This window comes from Delftia sp. BGA-UO-ETr-SB1, assembly GCF_059567865.1.
The window spans coordinates 1,307,711-1,331,651 of sequence record NZ_JCAQOW010000005.1; the positions used below are offsets into that span (position 1 = coordinate 1,307,711).

Here is a 23,941-nt window from a genome sequence, read left to right on the forward strand (position 1 = left end):
CCGCATCAGAACCTGTACCGCGCAGTCAGCAGCACATTGCGCGGATCGCCATACACGCCCGTGCCATAGGAGCCCAGGCCCGGCATATAGGTCTTGTCGAACAGGTTGTTGACGTTCAGCGTCACCGACCACTGGCGGTCCACGTCGTAGCGCGCCATCAGGCCCACCAGCGCATAGGCGCGCTGGTCGGCGCGTGCATAGGGGGCGGAGGATTGCTGGTAGTAGGTCAGGCTCTGCCAGGCCAGCGAGCCGCCCACGGTCCACTGCGGGTTGAGACGGTAGCTGGTGCTGAGCTTGAACAGGTGGCGCGGCTGGTTGGTGTTGACGGCGCTGAGGATCACATCGGGCTGGGCCGGTGCGCGCGAAGTACGGTAGGTGTAGCCGCCGTAGATGTTCCAGGCCGGCGTGATGCTGCCCGACACCTCCATCTCCACGCCTTTGCTGGTCACGCCGTCGATGGCCGCATAGACCTCTTCCCCGGTTTCCGGATTGGCGCTGACGTACTGCGCGGCATTGCGCTGCTGGATGTGGAACAGCGCCAGCGAGGCGTTGAGCCGGCCGTCCAGGAACTCGCCCTTCACGCCCACTTCGCGGCTGCGGCCGGTGAGCGGCGGCAGCGGGCTGCCGGCTGCGTCCTTGTAGTAGGTCTGCGGATTGAAGATGTCGGTCTGGCTGGCGTACAGCGACAGCTGGCGGCTCAGGTCATAGACCACGCCTGCATAGGGCACGGTCTTGTGCGCCACGCGCAGCGCGTTGTTCACGCCGTAGCTGCCGTCCAGGCCCGTGGTGTCGTCCAGCATGTCGTACCAGCTCACGCGCGCGCCCAGGATCACGGACAGCTCGTCCGTGGGCCGCAGGCGTGCTGCACCGAAGGCGCCCTTCTCCACGATGCGCGTCATGCGGTGGTCGCTCAGCTGGAAATCGGGCCGGGGCACCTGGCCGTCCCACTCGAAGTAGTTGCCCACGGGGCCGTAGGCGTTGGTGTAGCCGGGCGCATGGCGGCGCTGGCGCGACCAGCTGGCGCCGAACGACAGCTCGTGCTCGCGCCCGAACAGCTGCAACGGCCCGGACAGCGCCGCATTCACGGCCTGCGTGGTGGCATCGGTGGGAATCTTGTTGGACAGCATGTTGATGCCCAGGCCGCTGACCGGGTCCACCATGCCGTGGGCGGCCACGCCGACCTCCACGTCGCGCGACTGGCGCAGCCGGCTGGCCGACAGGTCCGCCTTCCAGCCATTGCCGAAGCTGTGCTTGAGTTCGGCAAACAGGTTGGTGCTGTCGTTGTCCCAGTACGACCAGCGCGCGGCCGGGTTCAGCGAGGTGGGGAAATGCGTGCGGCTGCCATCCTTGAAGAACAGCGGGATGTGGCCGAAGCTGGCCCCGTTGGCGCGCGTCTGCATGTGGTCAATGCCCAGGCTGGCCACCGTGCCCGGGCCCAGGTCGGCCTCGATGATGCCGTACAGGCTGCGCACGTTGCGGCTGTAGTCGTCCACATGGGACTTGGCGTTCTGCGCCACGGCCACCACGCGGGCGCGCACGCGGCCGTCCTCGGTCAGCGGCGCGGAGATGTCGCCCACGCCGCGCAACCGGTCATGGCTGCCGATGGCCGCCTCGGCCGAGGCCTGGAAGGTCTTGGTGGGCCGCTTGCGCACCAGGTTGACCACGGCCGACGGATAGCCCGCGCCCGTGAGCAGGCCGGTCGCTCCCTTGACCACTTCCACGCGGTCATAGATGGCGCTGTCGGCCAGCGAGGTGGTGTACTGGTTGGCCGAGTCCATGGTGTTGGGCACGCCGTCGAACTGGAAATTCTCGATGGCATAGCCGCGCGAGTAGAAGGTGGTGCGCTCGCTGTCGTTGCGGCCCACGGTGATGCCGGGCGTCTTCTCCAGCACCTCCGGCAGGCTGGTCAGGCCCTGGTCGTCCATGAGCTGGCGCGTGACCACGCTGACGGACTGCGGCGTCTCGCGCTGCGACAGGCCCAGCCGTGTGGCCGTGCTGGACTGGCGCGTGGCGTAGGAGCCCGTGCCTTCGGAGACCGCGCTGCGCTCGGCAGCCGCCGTCACGTTGACCGTGGCCAGCGTGGCGCCTGCAGCGGCAGCGGGCACCACCTGCTCCACGCGCCGCAGCGCATAGGCGCCGCTGGCCTGGCGCACGGCCTGCCAGGCGGTGCCGGCCAGCAGGGCCTCGAAGGCGCCCTCCACCGTATAGCTGCCGCGCAGGCCCGCGCTGCGCTGCCCGGCCGTCTGCTCGGCCGTGAAGATCAGGGCCACGCCGGCCTGGGCGGCCGTGCTGCGCAAGGCGGCATCCAGCGGGCCGGCAGCGACGTCATAGCTGCGCTGGGCCTGGGCCAGCACGGCGGCGGGCATGAGCGCGATGGCCAGCGCCAGCGCGGGGCGGGGCATGAAAAGGGGTTGCATGGTCCTGGGTTCTCCCTGTGTTCCGATGTCGAAAATCAAAGCTCTCGGAAACAAGGAAGCGCGGCGCGGGAAATCGGGTCACCCCCGGCGCAAAAAAAATGCGAAAAGGAAGAAAAAAGCCTCAGCCGCGCGCCTGCACAGGCTCCACCACCACCCACCAGCGCGTGCGCCAGCGCAGTTGCACGGGCAGCGCACCGGGCAGCATGGCCAGCACGGCGTCCGTGCCATCGATGCCGCCTTCGTCCAGCGGGAACACGCCTGAGAACCGCAGCCCGGCCACGGCCGGATCGGCGTGCAGCCAGCCGGGGCGGTAGCGGTTGAGCTCGGCCAGGAAGTCGTCCAGGCGCTGGTTGTCCACCCACAATTGGCCCCGGCTCCAGGCGTCGTCCGCAGGGCCGGCCGGCTGCACCTTGCTCCAGCCCGTGCGCGTGAAGTCCATGGCCTCGCCCGCCTGCAGACGCAGTGCGGATGCGCCTGTGCCGGCCGTGCGCAGTTCCACGGCGCGCTCGAACACCGCCACGCGCGCACCTGCATGGCTGCTGCGCACCATGAAGCGCGTGCCAAGGGCGCGCACGCGGCCGTGGGCGGTCTCCACCACAAAGGGCAGATCGCCCAACGTTCCTGCGGGATGGCCGGTGGTGAACAGCGCCTCGCCAGCCAGCAGGCGCAGACGGCGTTCGCTGCCGTCGAACTGCAAGGCCACGGCGCTGCCGGGGCCCAACAGCATGTCCGTGCCGTCGGGCAGGGTCCAGCGGCGGCGCTGCGTGCCCGTGGCGTAGTCGGCCGCCATCTGCTGCCACTGCGGCGTGCGGCTGGCCAGCCAGCCCGCGCCCGCCGCCGTGCCCAGGCCCGCAAACAGGCCCAGCAGGCGCCGCCGCGCAGCCCGGGGAGCGGCGGACAGGCTGCGATAGCCCGCGCCACCGGCGTTGAGCCCCGTCAGCGCGCCCGTGACGGCCTGCAGATGGGCCCAGGCGCGGCCATGGTCGGCGTCTTCATCGAGCCAGCGCTGCCAGCGCGCCCGGTCGGCGGCCGAGGCCTGGCCCGATTGCAGCAGCGCAAACCAGCCAGCCGCCGCCCGCGCCACGCCGGCCGGCAAGGGCCGGCCCAGCGCCTGGGGCGCCTGGATACTGCTGCCGGGTAGCGGCGCGGCGCTGGACAGGCGCCGAGGATCGGAAGGAGGCACCGGCGCCATCAGGACAGCGCCAGCACGAAGCAGCGCTCATAGCCCTGGGCCAGATAGCGCTTGACGCTGGTCATGGACACGCCCAGGCGCGTGGCGATGTCCGCATAGCTCAGGCCTTCGAGGTGGGCCAGCAGGAAGGCCTCGCGCACCTTGGGCGCCAGCGCGTCCAGCGCCTGGTCCACGGCCTGCAGCGATTCGAGGGCGATCAGCCGCTCTTCGGGCGAAGGGGCAAGTTCAGCGGGCAACAGGGCCAGGGTGTCGAGATAGGCGCGCTCCAGCAGCCGGCGCCGGTGCTGGCGGATCACAAGATGGCGGGCCACGGTGGCCAGAAAGGGGCGCGGCTGCTCGATGCGGCCGGCCATGCCCGAGGTGATCACGTTGACGAAAGTGTCGTGAGCGATATCGGAAGCCTCGAACACATTGCCCAGCTTGCGGCGCAGCCAGCCTTGCAGCCAGCCGTGGTGTTCGACATAGAGGGTGTGTACGGGATCGGCCGGTGCGCGCATGAAAAGACGGACGCGCCCCGGACTGGCGTGCCGCAGCGCTGAAGCTCGTTTGAGAATGGTTCGCATTCTAAACACGAGCTCAAAACCGTCGCTGCCCAAATCAGGGGCACCGAGGAAGGGCCGTCCCGCACCGAGGGTGCCGTCCCCCTCCCGCGAAGCGAGAGAGGGGGGAAGCGGCGCAGCCGCTCAGGGGGTGCTAAAAATTCTCGTGTGCACCCAGGTAGCGCCACTGGCCCACAGGCAGATTGCCCAGCGTCACGCGGCCGATGCGGATGCGCTTGAGGCCCACCACGCGCAGGCCCACCAGTTCGCACATGCGGCGGATCTGGCGCTTCTTGCCTTCGGTCAGCACAAAGCGCAGCTGCTCGGGGTTCTGCCAGTCCACCTTGGCGGGCTTGAGTGCCTCGCCGTCCAGCGACAGGCCATGGCACAGGCGTGCCAGCTGTTCGGCCGGGAACACGGATTGCACGTCGATGTCGCGGTCGCCGTAGGTCACGCGCACCAGGTACTCCTTGTCCATCTCCGAGTCTTCGCCAATGATCTGGCGCGCCACGCGGCCATCCTGGGTCATGACGAGCAGGCCCACGGAGTCGATGTCCAGCCGGCCGCAGGGCGCCAGGCCCTTGAGCTGCGCGAAGTTGAAGCGCGTGCGGCTGGTGTCCTGGTTCCAGTGGTTCTGGGGCGTGACCAAGACCACGGCGGGCTCGTGCCCGTCCTCGGCTTGGCCGCTGACATAGCCCATGGGCTTGTGGATCAGGATGGTGACCTGCTGGTCCTGGCGCTCGCGCGCCTCGCGCTCGACCGTGATGCGGTCGGCCGCCACCACGTTCTGGCCCATCACGGCGAGTTCGCCATTGACGCGGACCCAACCCTTGTCCACCCACTCGTCGGCCTCGCGGCGCGAGCACAGGCCCATGTCGGCCAGGCGCTTGTTGATGCGCACGCCACCGGGAACCTGCTCCTGCAGCGGCTCGGGAGCACGCTTGACGGGGATTTCGCGGCTGGCACCACCGTCGGCGGGACGGTAGGTGCGGATGCCGCTGAGCGGACGGTAGGCGGGCTCGGCCTGGGGCGCCTCGTCGCGGCGCGGGCCACGGGCGTCATCACGGCGGGGACCACGGGCGTCGTCGCGGCGCGGTCCGCGCGCATCGTCACGGCGGGGGCCGCGAGCGTCGTCGCGGGGACGGTCGCGGAAACCACCTTCACGCGGGCCGTCACGGGGTCCATCGCGCTGGCCGTCACGTTGGCCATCGCGCTGACCATCACGCGGACGCTCATCGCGCTGGCCATAGGGCCGGTCGCGGCGATCGTCCGGGCGGGGCGGGCGCGGGGAGCGGGCATCGCGCGTATCACGGGCATCGCGCATGTCGCGCTGCTCGCGCGGGGCACGGTTTTCGCCGCCGCCCTGTTCGCGCCAGTCGCCACGCGGCTGGGAACGGTCCAGGTCCTCGGCACGGCCGAAACCGCTGCTGCGCGGGCGCTGGTCACGGGCGTCGTCGCGGGGTGCTGCGCCGCGGGGGGCATCGCCTCGGGGTGCCGCACCGCGGGCATCGCCGCGAGGGGGGGCATCACGGCGGTCGGAGCGCTCGTAACGATCATTGCGGCCGCCACGGTCGCCGCCACGTTCATTGCGGTCGTTGCGGTCACTGCGCGGGCCGCCGCGTGCGCCCGCAGATTTGCCCGCGCCACCCGAAGGGCGGCGGGCATCGCCAGCCGGCTCGGCCTGTGGCTTTTCGGGGCGGCGCAGCACAGGGCGCGCGGAGGGCGCTGCCGCCTCGTCGGCGCCGGGCCGGGACGGTTTGGAAGAAGTAGGGGATGACATTAGACCGCCATTGTCGCGCGGCAAGGCCCGCAGCGGCTGCGCCCTGCGGCCAATACGGGCATTGCGCTCGGCTATCGGGCGGCTATCGGGCGGCCTGCGGGCAGGCCGCCAGGGCCCCCTTGCCAGCCCCGCCGCCCGGCCCTGCGCCCCGGCGGGCTCGCCATGTTCCGCACCACACATTCATGCCCCATGCAATGCACCTGGCGGCCGACCCATCCCGATCACTGTATCCGGCGCGATATGCACAACCTGATGAATCCTCAATGAAAAATCGACAAGAAGCGAATCACATCGGCAAAACATCTTCAATCCGGCCGATTGGGATCTTGCAAGGCACGGCATGCAATATGTAAAAAACTGTATTTTATTTGGGCGATTTCATTCATTGGCGATTGCGAATCAACCCATTGGGCTTGCCATTGCCCATACATCTCCCCATAGAATGGCGCCCGTCCAGAAACGGGGGCTCTTTCGAGACAACAGCCCTTCGCGCAGCGCCTGCTGCGGTATCCAGACCATCCCGCCCGGACTCCCGCCTCATTCAACAAGGAAAACCATGAGCGATACACCCAACCTATCGAATTCCACTCCATTGAAAGAACAATTCAAGGCACTGCTTATCACCAAGCCGGACTTGACTGGAATCGAGTGGTCCGATATGGAGACCGCCATCGGACCGAATGCTGAAAAATACCGGCCACTGTGGGCGCGCATGGTCAGCGGGAAAAAGGGCTTTTTCGCATCCATGAGTCCCTGCTGGACCGCCATTCCCTTCATGGGCGTTTCCTGGGCCATTGCGCGCCGCGTCTACGCCTATGCCGTGGTGGCCTTCATCACCCTGTTGATCATCAATTTGCTGATGCCCGGCACGGGCGGCGCCGGGCGCGTGCTCGGCATCGCGGTGGCCATCTCGTTCACGGTCAAGCGCACCTACCTGCAATGGCTGGTCACGCGCATACAGCAGATCAACCAGAGGGGCCTGGTGGGCGCTGCGCGCGAAGAGGCGCTGCGCCAGATCGGCGGCCTGGACCAGAAGAACGGCTGGATCTCCTTCGGCGTGCTGCTGGCCATCGGCATCGTGCTGGCCGCTTTCTGAAGCGCCAGGCCCGCAGATCAGCGGTCCACGGGCAGCCGGTCGCACAGGGCCACCAACTGCGCCAACTGGGGGCCCACATCCCGGATCAGCGTGCGGGCCGGCATGCGCAGGCCCGGCACAGCGCAGTTGAACAGCAGGCGGCGCGAACCATAGCGGATGCGCGAGGCCGCACCCACGGCGCACACGCCCAGGCCGGAGTCGCCCATGTTGACCGCAAAGCCCCGGGCGGCATAGTGCGCCAGGCTTTCGCTGGCGTTGTCCATGCAGCGCGCATATTCCTCGGGCCGCTGGCTGCGCACGCGGTCCAGGAAGCGCTGCAGTTCCCCGGCATCGAGCTGGGCCAGCCCTGCCCGGCCCATGGCCGTTTCCAGCACGCCGCGCACGGCGCCCACGCCGGGTCGCTTGAGCGTGCCGCCCTCCCAGGCGCAGGTATCCAGGTAGACCACATCCAGGTCCATGACCACGCCCACCGACACCGCCCCCTTCACACGGTCGGCCAGCGCCTGCATGGGCAGGCGCAGCGGGCCGAGCAAGGGCGTATTGATCACATAGGGGTAGCCCAGGGCGACGGCGGCCGGGCCGACGAAGTAGCGGTCCAGCCGCTCGTCATGGTCCAGGTAGCCCATGGTCTGCAGGCTGCGGCACAGCCTGGACACGGTGGGGCGCGGCAGGCCCAGGCGGCGGGCCAGCTCGCTGTTGGCATGCGGGCGCGGGTCGCTGACGAAGCACTGGAGAATCATCAGCCCCTTGGCCAGCGTGCCCGCGAAATACGGGTCCTGCTCGCGGATGCGGCAGACATCCTGCGAGTCCCTGGGTTGGTGGGCAATGGGGGTGTGGGGCACGTGGCGATTGTGCGGACCACGGCCGCAAAGCCGCAACTGCATTTCAATATTTGAAACTGCATTGCAGCCCTGGTGCCCGCGCTTCCTACAGTGCGGCCCATGAGCCAAGCCCCCACCCCCCATCCCGCCGACGCCCGCCTGCAGGCGTTGATTGCAGACATCCGCCATTTCGTGCGCCACCGCTGGCATCCGCTCGAAGAGCAGATCGAGCGCGACGACAGCATTCCGCCCGCCGTGGTCCAGGAGCTGCGCGACAAGGGCTATTTCGGCTGGAGCATTCCCCAGGCCTACGGCGGCCTGGGCCTGAGCACCGAGGAGCTGGTGCGCTGCGCCTTCGAGCTGTCCCAGGCCTCGGTGGCGCTGCGGGCCCGCGTGGGCACCAACACCGGGATTGGCTCGGAAGCCCTGGTGGCCGACGGCACCGAGGCGCAAAAGCAGCGCTGGCTGCCGCGCATGGCGCGCGGCGAGCTCACGGGTTGCCTGGCGCTGACCGAGCCGGACGCGGGCTCGGAGGCGAGCAACATCCAGACCACGGCGCGCCGCGAGGGCGACCATTACGTGCTCAACGGCAGCAAGCGCTTCATCACCAATGCGCCGCTGGCCGATGTGTTCACCGTCATCGCCCGCACCGGCGAAGGCAGCACGGGCAGCGAGGGGCTGACGGCCTTCTTCGTGGAGCGCTCGCCGGGCCTGGTGACGGGCCAGCCCTATCGCAAGATGGGCCAGGCGGGCTCGCCCGTGTCCGACGTGCATTTCCAGGACTGCCGCGTGCCGGCCGACCAGATCATCGGCGGGCGCGAGGGCCAGGGCTTCAAGACCGTGATGAAGGTGCTCAACAAGCAGCGCCTGCACCTGGCAGCGCTGTGCACGGGGCCGGCGATCCGCATGCTGGACCTGGCGCTGGCCCATGTGCGCCAGCGCGAGCAGTTCGGCCAGCCGGTGGCGAACTTCCAGCTGGTGCAGGCCATGCTGGCCGACAGCCGCACCGAGATCTTCGCGGCGCAATCCATGATCCTGGAGGCCGCCCGCGCCCGCGACCGGGGCGAGGACGTGGCGCTGTCCGCCTCCATGTGCAAGTACTTCGCCTCCGAGATGTGCGGCCGCGTGGCCGACCGCGCGGTGCAGATGTTCGGCGGCGCAGGCTATGTGGCCGACTTCAGCCCCATCGAGCGCTACTTCCGCGACGTGCGCCTGTTCCGCCTCTACGAAGGCACCAGCCAGATCCACCAGCTCAACATCGCCAAGCTCATGCTGCGCGAGAGCGCCTGACACCGGAGGCCCCCATGACACACCCCCTCACCTCGAAGCACTTGGCCACCCTGGGCCTGCTGGCTGCGCTGTGTGCCTGCGCGCAGGCTACCCAGGCGGCCCAGGCGGCTTTTCCCGATCGGCCCGTGCGCGTGATCGTTCCCTTTCCCGCAGGCGGCAGCACCGACCTCGTGGCCCGCGCACTGTCGGTGGAACTGGGCCAGGCCCTGGGCCAGCCGGTGGTGGTGGAGAACAAGCCGGGCGCAGGCAGCCTGGTGGGCTCGGAACTCGTTGCGCGCGCAGCGCCCGACGGCTACACCCTGCTCATGGCAGGCCTGAGCAATGTCTTCCTGCCCCATGTGCACGCCAACCTCAAGTGGAATCCGCTGACCGACTACGAGTACATCGGCCTGGTGGCCGACCTGCCCAACGTCATCGCCGTCAACGCCAAGACCCCCTACCGCACGCTGGCCGAACTGGTGGCGGCCGACAAGGCCAGGCCCGGCACGCTGTCCTTCGGCTCGGCCGGCACGGCCACGCCCTCGCACCTGGTCTGCGAGATGGTCAACCACCGGCTCGGCACGAAGATGCAGCACCTGCCTTACAAGGGCAATGCCCCGGCCGTCAACGACCTCATGGCCGGCCACATCCCGGTGATGTGCAACAACCTGGGCGGCACCCTGCCCTACATGCAGGGCGGGCAGATCCGCATCCTGGCGCAGACCGGCAAGAGCCGCTCGCCCGCAGCGCCCGACATTCCCACCTTTGCCGAGCTGGGCGTGGCCGGGCTGGACACCGGCCTGTGGGTGGGCCTGGCCGCGCCCAAGGGCACGCCGCAGCAGATCGTGGCCACGCTCAACCAGGCGCTGGCCAAGGCCATGGCCTTGCCCGAGACACGCGACAAGCTGGCGCGCCTGGGTGCCACGCCGCTGCCCACGCAGACGGCGGACTTCCACAAGCGCGTGGCCGAAGACCGCCGCGCCTGGGAGCCCGTGCTGAAGAACGTGGACCTGAAAGGCAACTGATGCAGCGCCAAGGCTATCCGCTGGAGGGTGTGCGCATCCTCGACATGGCCACGGTGCTGGCCGCCCCCTTCTCGGCCACGCTGTGCGGCGACCTGGGCGCCGATGTCGTCAAGCTGGAGCTGCCCGGCGGCGGCGACACGCTGCGCAGCCTGGCCCCCGTGCACGACGGCCACGCCGTGTTCTGGAAAACCGCCAACCGGGGCAAGCAGGGCATCTCGCTGGATGTGCGCAAGGCCGAAGGCCGCACGCTGTTCCTGCGGCTGATCGAGGATTTCGACGTGCTCGTGGAGAACTTCCGCACCGGTACGCTGGACCGCTGGGGGCTGGACCTGGCCACCTTGCATGCCCACAACCCGCGCCTCATCGTGCTGCGCCTGACAGGCTTCGGCCAGACCGGCCCCTATGCGCGCCGGCCGGGCTTTGCGCGCATCTTCGAGGCCATGAGCGGCTTCGCCCACCTCACGGGCGAGGCGGACGGCCCGCCCCAGCACATGAACTACCCGCTGGGCGATGCCGTGGCCGGCCTGTTCGGCGCCTTCTCCATCGCGGCCGCACTGGCCGAGCGCAACGCGCAGCCGCATGGCGAACGGCGCGGCGTGGAGATCGACCTGTCAGCCACCGAAGCCATGCTGCGCCTGCTGGACCCTCTGGCGGCCGAATTCCAGCTGGGCGGACAGGCACGCAGCCGCACGGGATCGTGCGCGGGCTACACGGCGCCCTCCAACGTCTACCGCACGCGCGACGGCGCCTGGCTCACCGTGGTCGCCACGGGCGACACCATCTTCACGCGCCTGTGCCAGGCCATGGACCGCGCCGACATGGCCGCCGACCCGCGCTTTGCGGACAACGCCGCGCGCATACGCCACCTGCAGGCGCTGGATGCGCAGATCGTGCAATGGTGCGCAGGCCTGGACTGCGCCCAGGCCACGGCCGCGCTGGCCGCGCACGACATTCCGTTCAGCAAGGTCTGCTCGGCCGAGGACGCGCTGCAGGACCCGCATTTCGCGGCACGCGGCAGCTTCATCACCCTGCCCGACCCCGACCTGGGCCCCCTCGCCGCCCCCGCGCCCGTGCCACGCTTTACCGGCCGCCAGGCCCCTTCGCCCCGCAGCGGCCCGGCCACAGGCCAGGACAATGCACGCATCTATGCGGCGCTGGGGCTGGATGCGCAGCAGCAGGAGAGGCTGCGGCGCGAAGGCGTGATCTGAGGCCGCAAGTGGGTGGCAGTGGGCGGCGTCAGGCCGCCCGCCGCGCCGCCGCAAACAGCCCGCTGCGCAGCGCTTCCAGGTCGAGCACGCGCAGGCCGCCGTACTCCACGACGATGGCGTTTTCGCGCTGCAGCACGGACAGCGCTTCGTTGACGCGCTGGCGCGACAGGCCGACCAGGTAGGCCAGTTCCTGCTGGGTGATGCGCAGCACCTCGCCCACGCCCGGGTACAGCAGCGGGTGAAAGAGCGCGGCCAGGCTGCGGGCCACGCGCAGGTCGGGGTTGGTGAGGCGGTCGATTTCGCGGGCCGAGATGAATTGGCCCAGGCGCTCGTTGAGCTGGCTCATGACGAAGCGGTTGAAGCCGATGGAGTGGTCCAGCAGCCAGTGGAAGGTTTCTATGGGCAGGCCGCCGACCACGCTGCGGCGTATGGCCTGCACGTTGTAGCGGTAGGGCTCGCGCTTGACGGCCGTGCCTTCGCCGAACCAGCCGCCCGGGGGCAGGCCGGCCAGGGTCATGCTGGCGCCATCGGCGCCGTCGGTGTTCATCTTGAGCAGGCCTTCGACCACGCCGAACCAGTAGGTGGGCGCGCGGCCGGTGCGGCAGACATAGTCGCCGGGCTGGGCGTCGCCGACGACCAGCGCCTTCTGGGCCCGTTCGCGCTCGGCGGGCTGGAGTACGGCCAGCCAGGGAATGCCTTCGAGTTCCTCGGGCCGGGGCGCGCGGCGGCGCTGGTGCAGTGACAGTTCTTGGCTCATGGAGTCGCGGCGAGGGTGCGCGGATCAATCATCAAAACCACCCAAGCATTGCCCGAGCCCGGTGGCTGGCGTGAGCGGGATTTCCAGAAGGACCGCGGCGCGCGCACATTCCCGGATGCGCAAGCCCCCAAGCGGGACATGAGACCGTTTTGGCACCTTTTGTTACGGCGCGTTTTCCCGATGATGAGTTTCCCGCGGATTGTCGTCAAACAGACACCACGGCGTCAAAGCCAGTCCTAGGATGCAGTCCAAGCCGGTAGGTCACAGCCTGGGCATCTGCACCATGCGACCACCATTCACGAACATCCAAGGACATGGAATGACGACCACGTTCCCGCACCTGCTGCTCCAGCATGCCGCCCAGCGCCCCCAGGCGCCGGCGCTGCGCGAGAAGGAATACGGCATCTGGCAGACCTGGAGCTGGAGCGAGGCCGCCGAGACCGTGCGCCACATGGCCTGCGGCCTGGCGGCGCTGGGCCTGGCACGCGGCCAGAATCTGGCCTTCATCAGCGACAACCGGCCCCATGTCTACATGGGCTTCATTGCCGTGCAGGCGCTGGGCGGCGTACCGATCCCGCTGTATCAGGATGCCGTGGCCGCCGAGATGCGCTTCGTCATCGAGGATGCCGAGATCGACTTCGCCTTTGCCGAGAACCAGGAGCAGGTCGACAAGCTGCTGGAGGTGCGCGAGAGCGTCTCCGGCCTCGGCCACATCATCTATGACGACCCGCGCGGCCTGCGCCACTACGACCAGCCCGGGCTGATCAGCACCGAGGCGCTGCTGCAAAAGGGCCAGGAGTGGGATGCCGCACACCCGGGCGCCTGGGATGCGATGCTGGCCGCGCTGTCGCCCGACGATGTCTCGGTCATCCTCTACACCTCGGGCACGACCGGCAAGCCCAAGGGCGTGTGCCAGACGCACCGCAGCTTTGGCGAGTCGGCACGCGGCGGCGTGCAGGTGGACCGCCTGGGCCCCGGCGACAACGTGATCTCCTACCTGCCCCCGGCCTGGGTGGGCGACCATCTGTTTTCCTTCGCGCAGTGGCTGGTGGCGGGCTTCACCATCAACTGCCCGGAGTCGGCCTCGACCGTGTCCATCGACCTGCGCGAGATCGGCCCCAGCTACTACTTCGCGCCACCGCGCATCTTCGAGGGCATGCTGACCTCGGTGTCCATCCGCATGGAGGATGCCGCGCCCTTCAAGCAATGGATGTACGGCCGCGCCATGGCCGTGGCGCGCCGCGTGGGCTCGGACATCCTGGACGGCAAGAAGGTGGGCACGCTGGACCGCCTGAAGTACGCGCTGGGCGACCTGTGCATCTACGGGCCGCTGCGCAATGCCATGGGCCTGTCGCGCATCCGCGTGGCCTATACGGCGGGTGCGGCCATCGGGCCCGAGCTGTTCCGCTTCTTCCGCTCCATCGGCATCAACCTCAAGCAGCTCTACGGCCAGACCGAGACCTGCGCCTATGTGTGCATACAGCGCGACGGGCAGGTGGAGCTGAGCAGCGTGGGCCAGGCCGCACCGGGCATCGAGCTGAAGATCGCCGACAACGGAGAGGTGCTGCTCAAGGGCGTGTCCGTGCTCAAGGAGTACTACAAGCGCCCCGACGCCACGGCCGAGGTGGTGGATGCCGACGGCTGGTTCCACACGGGCGATGCCGGCGTGATCGACGCCAGCGGCCAGCTGCGCATCATCGACCGCGCCAAGGACGTGGGCAAGACCAGCCGGGGCGCCATGTTCGCGCCCAACTACATCGAGAACAAGCTCAAGTTCTTCCCCCAGATCAAGGAGGCGGTGTGCTTCGGCCACGGCCGCGACCAGGTCTGCGCCTTCATCAACATCGACTACGAGGCCGTGGGCAACTGGGCCGAGCGCCAGGGCCTGCCCTATGGCGGCTATGTGGACCTGGCATCGAAGGCCAAGGTGCTGGAGATGGTGGCCGACTGCGTGGCCCAGGTGAACGCCGACCTGGCCGCCGAGGCCGGCATGGCCGACACGCAGGTGGCGCGCTTCCTGGTGCTGCACAAGGAGCTGGACCCCGACGACGACGAGCTGACCCGCACGCGCAAGGTGCGCCGCGGCTTCATTGCCGACAAGTACGGCGTGCTGGTCGATGCGCTGTACACGGGCAAGCGTGAGCAGTTCATCGAGACCCAGGTCAAGTTCGAGGACGGCCGCACCGGCAGCGTCAGCGCCACGCTGTCCATCATCGATGCCAAAACCCATTCGGTGGCCGCCACCGCCAGGGCCTGACCGGAGCCGCTGACATGACCCACAAGAAGATCGGCGATGTCATCCTCGACATCAAGAACATCAGCCTGCGCTTCGGCGGGGTGAAGGCGCTGACGGACATCTCGTTCGATGTGCGCGAGCACGAGATCCGCTCCATCATCGGCCCCAACGGCGCAGGCAAGAGCTCCATGCTCAACTGCATCAACGGCGTGTACACGCCGTCCGAGGGATCGATCACCTTCCGGGGCAAGACCTTCAGCCACATGAACAGCCGCCAGGTGGCCGAGATGGGCGTGGCGCGCACCTTCCAGAACCTGGCGCTGTTCAAGGGCATGAGCGTGATCGACAACATCATGACCGGCCGCAACCTGCAGATCAAAAGCGGCATCCTGATGCAGGCCCTGCGCCTGGGCCCGGCCCAGCGCGAGGAGATCCGCCACCGCGAGTTCGTCGAGCACATCATCGACTTCCTGGAGATCCAGGCCTACCGCAAGACCCCCGTGGGCCAGCTGCCCTACGGCCTGCAAAAGCGCGTGGACCTGGGCCGCGCCCTGGCCATGCAGCCGCAGGTGCTGCTGCTGGACGAGCCCATGGCCGGCATGAACGTGGAGGAAAAGCAGGACATGTGCCGCTTCATCCTCGATGTCAACGACGAGTTCGGCTCCACCATCGTGCTGATCGAGCACGACATGGGCGTGGTCATGGACATCAGCGACCGCGTCGTGGTGCTGGACTACGGCAAGAAGATCGGCGACGGCGCACCCGACGAGGTGCGCCAGAACGAAGACGTGATCCGCGCTTACCTTGGCACAGGCCATTGAGGGGACTGACATGGGATTTTTTCTGGAAACCTTGTTCGGCGGCCTCATGGTGGGCACGCTGTACGCGCTGATCGCCATCGGCTTCGTGCTGATCTTCAAGGCCTCGGGCGTGTTCAACTTCGCCCAGGGCGCGATGGTGCTGTTCTCGGCCCTGGCCATGGCGCGCTTTTCCGAGTGGATCCCGAAGTGGATCGGCATGGAGCCGGGCTGGTTCACCAACCTGCTGGCCATCTGCGTGTCGCTGGCCATCATGGTGGTCGTGGCCTGGGTGATCGAGCGGCTGGCGCTGCGCCACCTGGTCAACCAGGAGCCCATCACGCTCTTGATGGCCACGCTGGGCATCGCCTACCTGCTCGACGGCCTGGGCCCGATGATCTTCGGCAGCGCCGTCTACAGCATCAACGTGGGCATGCCCAAGGACCCCATGTTCATCCTCGAGGGCCTGTTCCAGGGCGGCGTGCTGCTCAGCCAGGAAGACCTGTACGCGGCCTGCATCGCCGCGCTGCTGGTGGCCGCGCTCAGCGTGTTCTTCCAGAAGACCAAGACCGGCCGCGCGCTGCGCGCCGTGGCCGACGACCACCAGGCGGCGCAGTCCATCGGCATCCCGCTGTCGCGCATCTGGGTCATCGTCTGGTCGGTGGCCGGCGGCGTGGCCCTGGTGGTGGGCATCATCTGGGGCTCCAAGCTGGGCGTGCAGTACTCGCTGTCGCTGGTGGCCCTGAAGGCCCTGCCCGTGGTGATCCTGGGCGGCCTGACCTCGCTGCCCGGCGCCATCATCGGCGGCCTGATCATCGGCGTGGGCGAGAAGCTCTCCGAGGTCTACCTGGGCCCCATGGTCGGCGGCGGCATCGAGACCTGGTTCGCCTACGGTCTGGCCCTGTGCTTCCTGCTCGTGCGGCCCCAAGGGCTGTTCGGCGACAAAATCATTGATCGCGTTTGACCGTTACGGAGAACTTGCACCATGTTTTATCGTGAGAACGGTCAATTCAAGACGACCTACGCATCCGACCAGCAGATCTTCGGCGTCGCCCAGGACCGCTGGGCCATCGTGGCACTGCTGGCCGTCGCCTTCCTGGTGATTCCCTTCAGCGTCAGCGACTACACCTTCCAGGCCGTGCTGATCCCCTTCCTGATCATGTCGCTGGCGGCGCTGGGGCTGAACATCCTGGTCGGCTACTGCGGCCAGATCTCTCTGGGCACCGGCGCCTTCATGGCCGTGGGCGCCTACGCGGCCTACAACCTGCAGGTCCGCTTCGAGGGCATGCCGCTGCTGGTGGCCCTGATCGGCGGCGGCGTGCTGGCCATGGTCTTCGGCGTGATCTTCGGCCTGCCCAGCCTGCGCATCCGCGGCCTGTACCTGGCCGTGGCCACGCTGGCCGCCCAGTTCTTCGTGGACTGGCTGGCCAGCCGCGCGGCCTGGGTGACGAACAACTCTTCCTCGGGCTCGGTGAGCGCAGGCCCGCTGTCCATCATGGGCTGGAAGATCGACACGCCCATGGAGAAGTACCTGCTGTGCCTGGGCATCCTGTGCGTGCTGGGCCTGGCCGCCAAGAACCTGGTGCGCGGCGCCATCGGCCGCGAATGGATGGCCATGCGCGACATGGACGTGGCCGCCAGCGTGATCGGCATCCGCCCGACCTACGCCAAGCTCAGCGCCTTTGCCGTGAGCAGCTTCATCGTCGGCGTGGCCGGCGCGCTGTGGGGCTTCGTTCACCTGGGCGCCTGGGAGCCTGCGGCCTTCAGCCTGGACCGCTCGCTGCAGCTGCTGTTCATGATCATCATCGGCGGCCTGGGCTCGGTGGTGGGAAGCATCTTCGGCGCGGCCTTCTTCGTGCTGCTGCCGCTGCTGCTCACCCAGGTGCCGCACTGGATGGGCCTGCCGCTGTCCACGGCCACGGCGACCTACCTGGAGCACATGATCTTCGGTGCGCTGATCGTGTTCTTCCTGATTGTGGAGCCGCATGGACTCGCCAAGTTGTGGGCCACGGCCCGCCAGAAGCTGCGCGTCTGGCCCTTCCCGCATTGAGTTGATCTGTATCGAGACAGGGCGCCACAGAGTGCCGGATAACCGGGGAATCTTCCCCAGCCAACTAGGAGACAACGTCATGATGTTCAAGAAAGTCGCCATCGCCGCTGCCACGGTCGCTGCTGGAATCGGCGCTCTCGTGGCCGCCCCTGCCGCACAGGCCCAGGACCAGTTCGTGCCGCTGCTGGTCTACCGCACGGGCCAGTTCGCGCCGCTGGGCATTCCATGGGCCGATGGCAAGCAGGACTACATCAAGCTGGTCAACGCCAAGGGCGGCATCAATGGCGTGAAGATCGCCTACGAGGAATGCGAGACGGCCTACGACACGGCCAAGGGCGTGGAGTGCTATGAGCGCCTGAAGGGCAAGGGCGGCGGCGCGGCGGGCTTCGATCCGCAGTCCACCGGCATCACGTTCGCCGTGACGGACAAGGCGCCGGGCGACAAGATGCCCATCATCACCACGGGCTATGGCCTGTCGCAGTCGGCCGACGGCAAGGTCTTCGAGTGGAACTTCCCGCTGCTGGGCAACTACTGGACAGCGGCCGATTCCATCATCCAGGACATCCTCAAGAAGGAAAAGGGCAGCCTCAAGGGCAAGAAGATCGCCCTGGTCTACCACGACTCGCCCTATGGCAAGGAGCCCATTCCGCTGCTGCAAAAGCGCGCCGCCAAGGAAGGCTTCGACCTGACCCTGCTGCCCGTGACAGCGCCCGGCGTGGAGCAGAAATCGACCTGGCTGCAGATCCGCCAGCAGCGCCCCGACTACGTGCTGCTGTGGTCGGCCGGCGTGATGACGCCCACGGCCGTGCGCGAGGCGCAGGCCACCGGCTACCCGCGCGAGAAGATGTACGCCATCTGGTGGGCCGGCTCGGACCATGACGTGAAGGACATCGGCGCCGGCGCCAAGGGCTACAACACCGTGACCATCCACAACACGGCCGAGCACGACAAGGTGCACGACGAGGTCAAGTCCATGGTCTACGACAAGGGCCAGGGCACGGCCACCGACGCCAAGGAACTGGGCGCCATGGCCCACACTCGCGGCATGGTGATCTCCATGCTGCAGGTGGAGGCCATCCGCACGGCACAGGAAAAGTACGGCAAGGGCAAGGTCATGACCTCCGAGCAGGTGCGCTGGGGCCTGGAGAACCTGAACCTCACGCAGGAGCGCCTCAACGAGCTGGGCTTCGGCAAGATCATCCGCCCCGTCAAGACCAGCTGCGACAACCACCTGGGCACCGACTGGTCGCGCATTGCCCAGTGGGATGGCGCCAAGTGGAAGGTGGTCTCCGACTGGTACCAGGCCGACAAGTCCATGGTCGAACCGCTGGTCAAGGAGTACGCGGACAAGTACGCCAAGGAAAAGAACGTAAAAGCTAGAACTTGCACCCCCTGAGGCGCTTGCGCGCCTTCCCCCTCTCTACCCGCTTCGCGGGGGAGGGGGACGACACCCTCGGTGCGGGGCGGCCCTTCCTCGGTGTCCCTGAGTTGGGGCATGCCCCGCGCAGAGATGCTTCGAGAGTTGCGGCCCCGCACTCCGCTTTCGTATCAACGCCCATGGACGACGCCATGACCACCGCACCCACCTCCGCCCCGGCCCCCAGCGATCCGCTGCTCGTGGTCAATGGCATCGAAGTCATCTACAACCATGTGATCCTGGTGCTCAAGGGCGTTTCGCTCCAGGTGCCGCGCGAGAGCATCGTGGCCATTCTGGGCGGCAACGGCGCGGGCAAGACCACGACGCTGCGCGCCATCTCCAACCTGCTCAAGGGCGAGCGCGGCGAGGTGACCAAGGGCACGATCGAGCTGGAGGGCGAGCGCATCGAAAGCCTCACGCCCTCCGAGCTGGTGCAGCGCGGCGTGGTCCAGGTCATGGAGGGGCGGCACTGCTTCGCCCACCTGACCATCGAGGAAAACCTCATGACCGGCAGCTACACGCGCACTGACAAGGGCGAGATAGCAGCCAACCTCGAGAAGGTCTACAACTACTTTCCGCGCCTGAAGACGCGCCGCACCTCGCAGGCCGCCTACACCTCGGGCGGCGAGCAGCAGATGTGCGCCATCGGCCGCGCGCTGATGGCCAATCCGCGCATGGTGCTCCTGGACGAACCCTCGATGGGCCTGGCCCCGCAGATCGTCGAGGAGGTGTTCAACATCGTCCGCGACCTCAACAGCAAGGAGAAGGTCACCTTCCTGCTGGCCGAGCAGAACACCAACATGGCGCTCAAGTACTCGGACTACGGCTACATCATGGAAAGCGGCCGCATCGTCATGGACGGCGCGGCCTCGGACCTGGCCAGCAACGAGGACGTCAAGGAGTTCTACCTGGGCGTGGGCGGCGGCGAGCGGAAAAGCTTCAAGGACGTCAAGAGCTACAAGCGCAGAAAACGCTGGCTTGCATGAATACCCCCTGAGTCGCTTCGCGCCTTCCCCCTCTCGCTTCGCGGGGGGGACGACACCCTCGGTGCGGGGCGGCCCTTCCTCGGTGTCCCTGGGTTGGGCCGCGCCGGTTTCAAGGGCAACGGACGGAACACAGCCCCCTGGATTTTTTGACACACCCCTGCCCAGTCCCTGCCAGCCCTTTTCCACCAACAGGAATTGCCATGAGTGCCTTCTACGACGCGCTGGAGACGCGCACCCCTGACGAACGCGAAGCGGCGCTGCTGTCCGCCCTGCCCCGGCAGATCGCCCATGCGCAGCAACACTCTGCCGCCTTCGCCCAGATCCTGGCCGGCGTCGATGCCACGCAGATCACCAGCCGCGAGGCCCTGGCCCGCCTGCCGGTGACGCGCAAGTACGAGCTGCTGCAGCGCCAGGCCGAGCAGCGGCCCGCGCAGATCTTCGGCGGCTTCAACGCCATTGGCCTGGGCCAGCCCATGCCGCGCCTGTTCTGCAGCCCCGGCCCCATCTACGAGCCCGAAAGCCGCCGCCCCGACTACTGGCGCATGGCGCGCGCGCTGCATGCCTCGGGCTTTCGGCCCGGCGAGCTGGTGCACAACTGCTTCAGCTACCACTTCGTGCCCGCGGGCTCGATGATGGAAAGCGGCGCCCATGCGCTGGGCTGCACGGTGTTCGCAGGCGGCACGGGCCAGACCGAGCAACAGGTGCAGGCCATGGCCGACCTGCAGCCCGCCGGCTACGTGGGCACGCCCAGCTTCCTCAAGATCATTGTGGAAAAGTCCCTGGAGATGGGCCTGCCCATCCCCTCCGTGACCAAGGCCATGGTCTCGGGCGAGGCCTTCCCGCCCTCGCTGCGCGACTGGCTGGCCGAGCGCGGCATCGCGGGCTACCAGTGCTACGCCACGGCCGACCTGGGCCTGATCGCCTACGAGACCGAGGCCCGCGAAGGCCTGGTGCTGGACGAGCAGGTCATCGTCGAGATCGTGCGCCCCGGCACGGGCGACCCGGTGGCCCCCGGCGAGGTGGGCGAGCTGGTGATCACCACATTCAACCCCGACTACCCGCTGATCCGTTTCGGCACGGGCGATCTCTCTGCCGTGCTGCCCGGCCAGTGCCCCACGGGCCGCACCAACGCACGCATCAAGGGCTGGATGGGACGCGCCGACCAGACCACCAAGGTGCGCGGCATGTTCGTGCACCCGGGCCAGATTGCCGATGTCGTGCGCCGCTTCCCCCAGGTGGAGCGCGCGCGGCTGGTGGTCACAGGCGAGATGGCCAACGACCAGATGCAGCTGCTGGTCGAAACCCGCGAAACCTCACCGGGCCTGGCCCAGCAACTGTCCGATGCCGTGCGCGAAGTCACCAAGCTGCGCGGCGATGTGCAGATGGTGTTGCCGGGCACACTGCCCAATGACGGGAAGGTCATTGAAGACGCGAGGTCGTACAAGTAGCCACCGAGGCGCGGGTACGGCGGCCTCGCCGCCGAGCAGCATTCGCAGACCCTGAAAACATGACGCCTGTCAAGACTCCCAGGGTTTGCACTAGATCAATGGCAAGGGAATCTGCTGCGGCGCAATAGAAACAATTCTTAAAATCCGTCTCCTCGTGCATTCGGTTTCTCTTGCGTGTTTGCCCTCGAAGGCAAATGCGCATCGCCCCCTATCATTTGCACGCTATTTACTTGGAGACACTATGAAAGCATTGTTCAAGATCGCAGCCATTGCGCTGGCAGCCGGTGCAGCCCTTGGCGCCCACGCGCAGGACTATCCTGCCGCAGGCAAGACGATCACCCTCATCGTGCCGTTCACCGCAGGCGGCCCGACCGACAAGGTGGCCCGCGATCTGGCCGAGTCCATGCGCAAGCAGTTGAACAATGCCACCATCGTGGTGGACAACGCCGACGGCGCCGGCAGCACCATCGGCACGGCCAAGGCCGCGCGTGCCCGTCCTGACGGCTACACGCTGCTGATCAACCACATCGGCATGTCCACGATCCCGTCGCTGTACCGCAAGCTGTCGTTCAACGTGCTCAACGACTTCGAGTACGCCGGCATCATCAACGACGTGCCCATGACCCTGATCGGCCGCCCCAGCCTGCCGGCCAAGAACTTCGCCGAGGTCAAGGACTGGATCGGCAAGAACCAGGGCAAGGTCAACCTGGCCAATGCCGGCATCGGTTCCGCCTCCCACCTGTGCGGCCTGATGCTGCAGGCGTCCATGAAGACGGAAATGACGCCCGTGCCCTACAAGGGCGCCGCCCCCGCGATTGCCGACCTGATCGGCAACCAGGTGGACCTGCTGTGCGACCAGACCACCAACACCACGGGCCAGATCACGGCCAAGAAGGTGCAGGCCTATGCCGTGACCACGCCCAAGCGCCTGACCATGCCCGCGCTCAAGGACCTGCCGACGCTGGCCGAAGTGGGCGTGCCCGACTTCCAGGTCACCATCTGGCACGGCCTGTACGCACCCAAGGGCACGCCGGCCGACATCGTCAAGAAGGTCAACGAGGCCATGAAGGCCGCCCTGAAGGACCCCGAGTTCATCAAGCGCCAGGAAGCCCTGGGCGCCGTGATCGCCAGCGACGGCCGCATCGAGCCCGAAGGCCACAAGAAGTTCGTCCAGGCCGAGATCGAGAAGTGGGGCAAGGTCATCAAGGCAGCCGGCACCTACGCCGACTGATCCCGAGGACCACCACCGCGACGGATCGCCCGGTTGCAACCACGATCAAGCCCGGCTTCGGCCGGGCTTTTTCGTTGGCGGGAGCCGCGCGACAGCAGCTGCAGGCTCAGGGCGCCGGCCCGCGCAGCGCCATCACGGCCTGCCAGCTGCCGCCGCGCTGGCTTGCGTTGTAGAGGTTGCTCTGCGTGTTGCCGGGACCTTCGTAGTAGCTGCCGCGCATCAGGCATTGCGATCCCGAGGCCGTGCAGTGCACAAGCTCGACGCCGAACATCAGCGCCGGCCGGCCGCTGGCCCGGTCCAGCACCTGCTCGCCGCCCTTGCCCACATCGCAGGCCGAAGCCGGCCGCACCTGGCTCTGGCCGCTGAGCAGGGCCAGCGTGCCCGCATCGGGGTCCAGCAGCGCCCATCCCCGGCCGTTGCCTATGCAGTAGGCCGCCGCCTTGGGGCCGAGGTTGGAGGCGTTGTCCAGAAACAGCAGCGAATACACGGCAGCCGCCGCTCCCGGGGGCGCCTGCGGGCCGGTGGGCGCCTTGGGCCTGTCGGCGCATGCGGCCAGTGCCAGCGTGGCGGCCAGCGTGCCCAGCCAGGGCAGGAATCGGGAGGAATGACGGAGGCGGTGCATGGAAGTCCTTTCTTTCTCGCAATCTGCGTGCGTGTTTAACACGGCGCGCGGCCGCTGCTGCGGCTCAGGCCGGGCCTTCGAGTTCGGCATGCCGCCGCTCGAACAGTTCAATGAGGTGGTCGGCCACGGCACGCACGCGCCGCGAATGGGCCAGGTCGGCATGCATGGCAAGCCAGATCGGCTGGTCGGCGCCCAGCTGCGGCTCCACGCAGACCAGCCCCGCCTGCCGCGCCAGGAAATGCGGCAGCACGGCCAGGCCCAGGCCGGCCTGGGCCGCGGCCAGCTGCGCGGACAGGGTATTGGTCTCCAGCCGGCAGGGCCGCCCGTGCAGGGCGCGCGCCATCCAGCGTGCGGCGGGCAGGTGGGCATGGCTGTCGTCCCAGCCGATGAAGGCATCGCCCTCGAACGGGTCCGAGCCGTGGGTGCCCGCGCTTCCGTTTCCGCCTGCGCGGCCTTGCACATAGCCGGCCGATCCATACAGGCCGAAGCCCAGCGTGCCCAGGCGCCGTATCGTGAGGTGGCCGGCCTCGGGCTGGGTCATGCGCACGGCCAGGTCGGCGTCGCGCCGGTGCAAGTTCAGCGTCTGCACGCCGCTGACCAGCTGCACGCGCAGACCCGGGTGGCGGGCGAACAGAGGGACCAGCGAGGGCGCGATCAGCGGGTTGGCCAGGTTCTCGGCCGTGGCCAGCCGCACCACGCCGGCGACCTGCGCCTGGCTTTGCGCGGCATCGCCCAGGGCCTGGGCCGCCTGCTCCAGCGCCTCGGCCGGGGCCAGCAGCGCCTGGCCGTCGGCGGTGAGCCGATAGCCGCTCTGGTGGCGGCTGAACAGCGGCATGGACAGCGCGGACTCCAGCCGGTCCAGCCGGCGCGAGACCGTGGCCACGCCCAGCCCCAGCGCGGCCGAGGCACCGCTCAGGCTGCCGGCGCGGGCAATGGCCAGGAAGATGCGGGCGTCGTCCCACTGCAATGGAATGCTCCTTTGTTTTCGGGAATATTTTTCGGAAATGCTTTCCGAAAACGGAAGATCAAAGCGCGATTTTGTCAGTAGGC

20 protein-coding genes are annotated in these 23,941 nt (G+C 68.0%); 12 read left to right on the forward strand and 8 right to left on the reverse strand.

Going from position 1 to position 23,941, the window contains the following annotated elements; all coding sequences use genetic code 11:
• Positions 1-5 precede the first annotated feature (5 nt).
• The 4 genes from AC57B5_RS16100 to AC57B5_RS16115 form a co-directional block, all read right to left on the reverse strand.
• Positions 6-2,417 (reverse strand): TonB-dependent siderophore receptor, encoded by a 2,412-nt coding sequence (locus AC57B5_RS16100; RefSeq protein WP_496399911.1) that lies wholly within the window; start codon positions 2,415-2,417, stop codon positions 6-8.
• A gap of 121 nt (positions 2,418-2,538) precedes the next feature.
• A complete protein-coding gene (locus tag AC57B5_RS16105; protein WP_496399912.1) occupies positions 2,539-3,609 on the reverse strand; it encodes a FecR domain-containing protein in 1,071 nt (356 codons plus the stop codon).
• Positions 3,609-4,106 (reverse strand): sigma-70 family RNA polymerase sigma factor, encoded by a 498-nt coding sequence (locus AC57B5_RS16110; RefSeq protein ID WP_013804342.1) that lies wholly within the window; start codon positions 4,104-4,106, stop codon positions 3,609-3,611. The genes AC57B5_RS16105 and AC57B5_RS16110 overlap by 1 nt, the downstream gene beginning before the upstream one ends.
• Positions 4,107-4,302: 196 nt before the next feature.
• Positions 4,303-5,928: a pseudouridine synthase gene (locus AC57B5_RS16115; protein WP_496399913.1), complete on the reverse strand. Its 1,626-nt coding sequence runs from the start codon at positions 5,926-5,928 to the stop codon at positions 4,303-4,305.
• Positions 5,929-6,484: 556 nt separating this feature from the next.
• On the opposite strand from AC57B5_RS16115, the gene AC57B5_RS16120 reads away from it, so the two are divergent.
• Positions 6,485-7,024 (forward strand): hypothetical protein, encoded by a 540-nt coding sequence (locus tag AC57B5_RS16120; protein WP_496399914.1) that lies wholly within the window; start codon positions 6,485-6,487, stop codon positions 7,022-7,024.
• Between the two features lie 17 nt (positions 7,025-7,041).
• Here the strand turns inward: AC57B5_RS16120 and AC57B5_RS16125 are convergent, their stop codons facing one another.
• Positions 7,042-7,908: an IclR family transcriptional regulator gene (locus AC57B5_RS16125; RefSeq protein ID WP_013804345.1), complete on the reverse strand. Its 867-nt coding sequence runs from the start codon at positions 7,906-7,908 to the stop codon at positions 7,042-7,044.
• 57 nt (positions 7,909-7,965) lie between these two features.
• Here AC57B5_RS16125 and AC57B5_RS16130 point away from each other — a divergent pair, with 57 nt between their 5' ends.
• Genes AC57B5_RS16130 through AC57B5_RS16140 form a run of 3 tightly spaced genes read left to right on the forward strand, consistent with a single transcriptional unit; the run spans position 7,966 to position 11,347 of the window.
• Positions 7,966-9,135, forward strand: a complete 1,170-nt coding sequence (locus AC57B5_RS16130; protein WP_180318188.1) for an acyl-CoA dehydrogenase family protein — start codon at positions 7,966-7,968, stop codon at positions 9,133-9,135.
• Between the two features lie 14 nt (positions 9,136-9,149).
• On the forward strand, positions 9,150-10,139 hold the full coding sequence (locus tag AC57B5_RS16135) for a Bug family tripartite tricarboxylate transporter substrate binding protein (RefSeq protein WP_496399915.1): 990 nt from the start codon (positions 9,150-9,152) through the stop codon (positions 10,137-10,139).
• Complete coding sequence (locus tag AC57B5_RS16140) at positions 10,139-11,347, forward strand: CaiB/BaiF CoA transferase family protein (RefSeq protein ID WP_496399916.1); 1,209 nt, start codon at positions 10,139-10,141, stop codon at positions 11,345-11,347. Before AC57B5_RS16135 ends, AC57B5_RS16140 begins: the two co-directional genes overlap by 1 nt.
• A gap of 28 nt (positions 11,348-11,375) precedes the next feature.
• Here the strand turns inward: AC57B5_RS16140 and AC57B5_RS16145 are convergent, their stop codons facing one another.
• Positions 11,376-12,104: a Crp/Fnr family transcriptional regulator gene (locus AC57B5_RS16145; protein ID WP_012203091.1), complete on the reverse strand. Its 729-nt coding sequence runs from the start codon at positions 12,102-12,104 to the stop codon at positions 11,376-11,378.
• A gap of 319 nt (positions 12,105-12,423) precedes the next feature.
• Between AC57B5_RS16145 and AC57B5_RS16150 the strand changes: the two genes are divergently transcribed.
• From AC57B5_RS16150 to AC57B5_RS16185, 8 genes are all read left to right on the forward strand, one after another.
• Entirely contained in the window at positions 12,424-14,361 is a 1,938-nt protein-coding gene (locus AC57B5_RS16150; protein WP_013804349.1) for an AMP-dependent synthetase/ligase, read from the forward strand.
• Positions 14,362-14,375: 14 nt separating this feature from the next.
• Positions 14,376-15,161: an ABC transporter ATP-binding protein gene (locus tag AC57B5_RS16155; RefSeq protein WP_012203089.1), complete on the forward strand. Its 786-nt coding sequence runs from the start codon at positions 14,376-14,378 to the stop codon at positions 15,159-15,161.
• 10 nt (positions 15,162-15,171) lie between these two features.
• Positions 15,172-16,101 carry a branched-chain amino acid ABC transporter permease gene (locus AC57B5_RS16160; protein ID WP_012203088.1) on the forward strand — a complete coding sequence of 310 codons (930 nt, stop codon included), beginning with the start codon at positions 15,172-15,174 and terminating at the stop codon, positions 16,099-16,101.
• Positions 16,102-16,122: 21 nt separating this feature from the next.
• Positions 16,123-17,187 carry a branched-chain amino acid ABC transporter permease gene (locus AC57B5_RS16165; RefSeq protein WP_012203087.1) on the forward strand — a complete coding sequence of 355 codons (1,065 nt, stop codon included), beginning with the start codon at positions 16,123-16,125 and terminating at the stop codon, positions 17,185-17,187.
• A 79-nt stretch (positions 17,188-17,266) separates the two neighbouring features.
• The gene (locus AC57B5_RS16170) at positions 17,267-18,583 is read left to right on the forward strand and encodes an ABC transporter substrate-binding protein (RefSeq protein WP_012203086.1); all 1,317 of its coding nucleotides are present in this window, start codon (positions 17,267-17,269) and stop codon (positions 18,581-18,583) included.
• Positions 18,584-18,756: 173 nt separating this feature from the next.
• A complete protein-coding gene (locus AC57B5_RS16175) occupies positions 18,757-19,590 on the forward strand; it encodes an ABC transporter ATP-binding protein (RefSeq protein WP_013804352.1) in 834 nt (277 codons plus the stop codon).
• Positions 19,591-19,790: 200 nt separating this feature from the next.
• Positions 19,791-21,038 (forward strand): phenylacetate--CoA ligase family protein, encoded by a 1,248-nt coding sequence (locus AC57B5_RS16180; protein WP_496399917.1) that lies wholly within the window; start codon positions 19,791-19,793, stop codon positions 21,036-21,038.
• Between the two features lie 241 nt (positions 21,039-21,279).
• On the forward strand, positions 21,280-22,269 hold the full coding sequence (locus AC57B5_RS16185; protein WP_012203083.1) for a tripartite tricarboxylate transporter substrate-binding protein: 990 nt from the start codon (positions 21,280-21,282) through the stop codon (positions 22,267-22,269).
• A 106-nt stretch (positions 22,270-22,375) separates the two neighbouring features.
• Here the strand turns inward: AC57B5_RS16185 and AC57B5_RS16190 are convergent, their stop codons facing one another.
• Positions 22,376-22,891, reverse strand: a complete 516-nt coding sequence (locus tag AC57B5_RS16190) for a hypothetical protein (protein WP_496399918.1) — start codon at positions 22,889-22,891, stop codon at positions 22,376-22,378.
• Between the two features lie 64 nt (positions 22,892-22,955).
• A complete protein-coding gene (locus AC57B5_RS16195; protein WP_013804355.1) occupies positions 22,956-23,858 on the reverse strand; it encodes a LysR family transcriptional regulator in 903 nt (300 codons plus the stop codon).
• Positions 23,859-23,941: the final 83 nt, after the last annotated feature.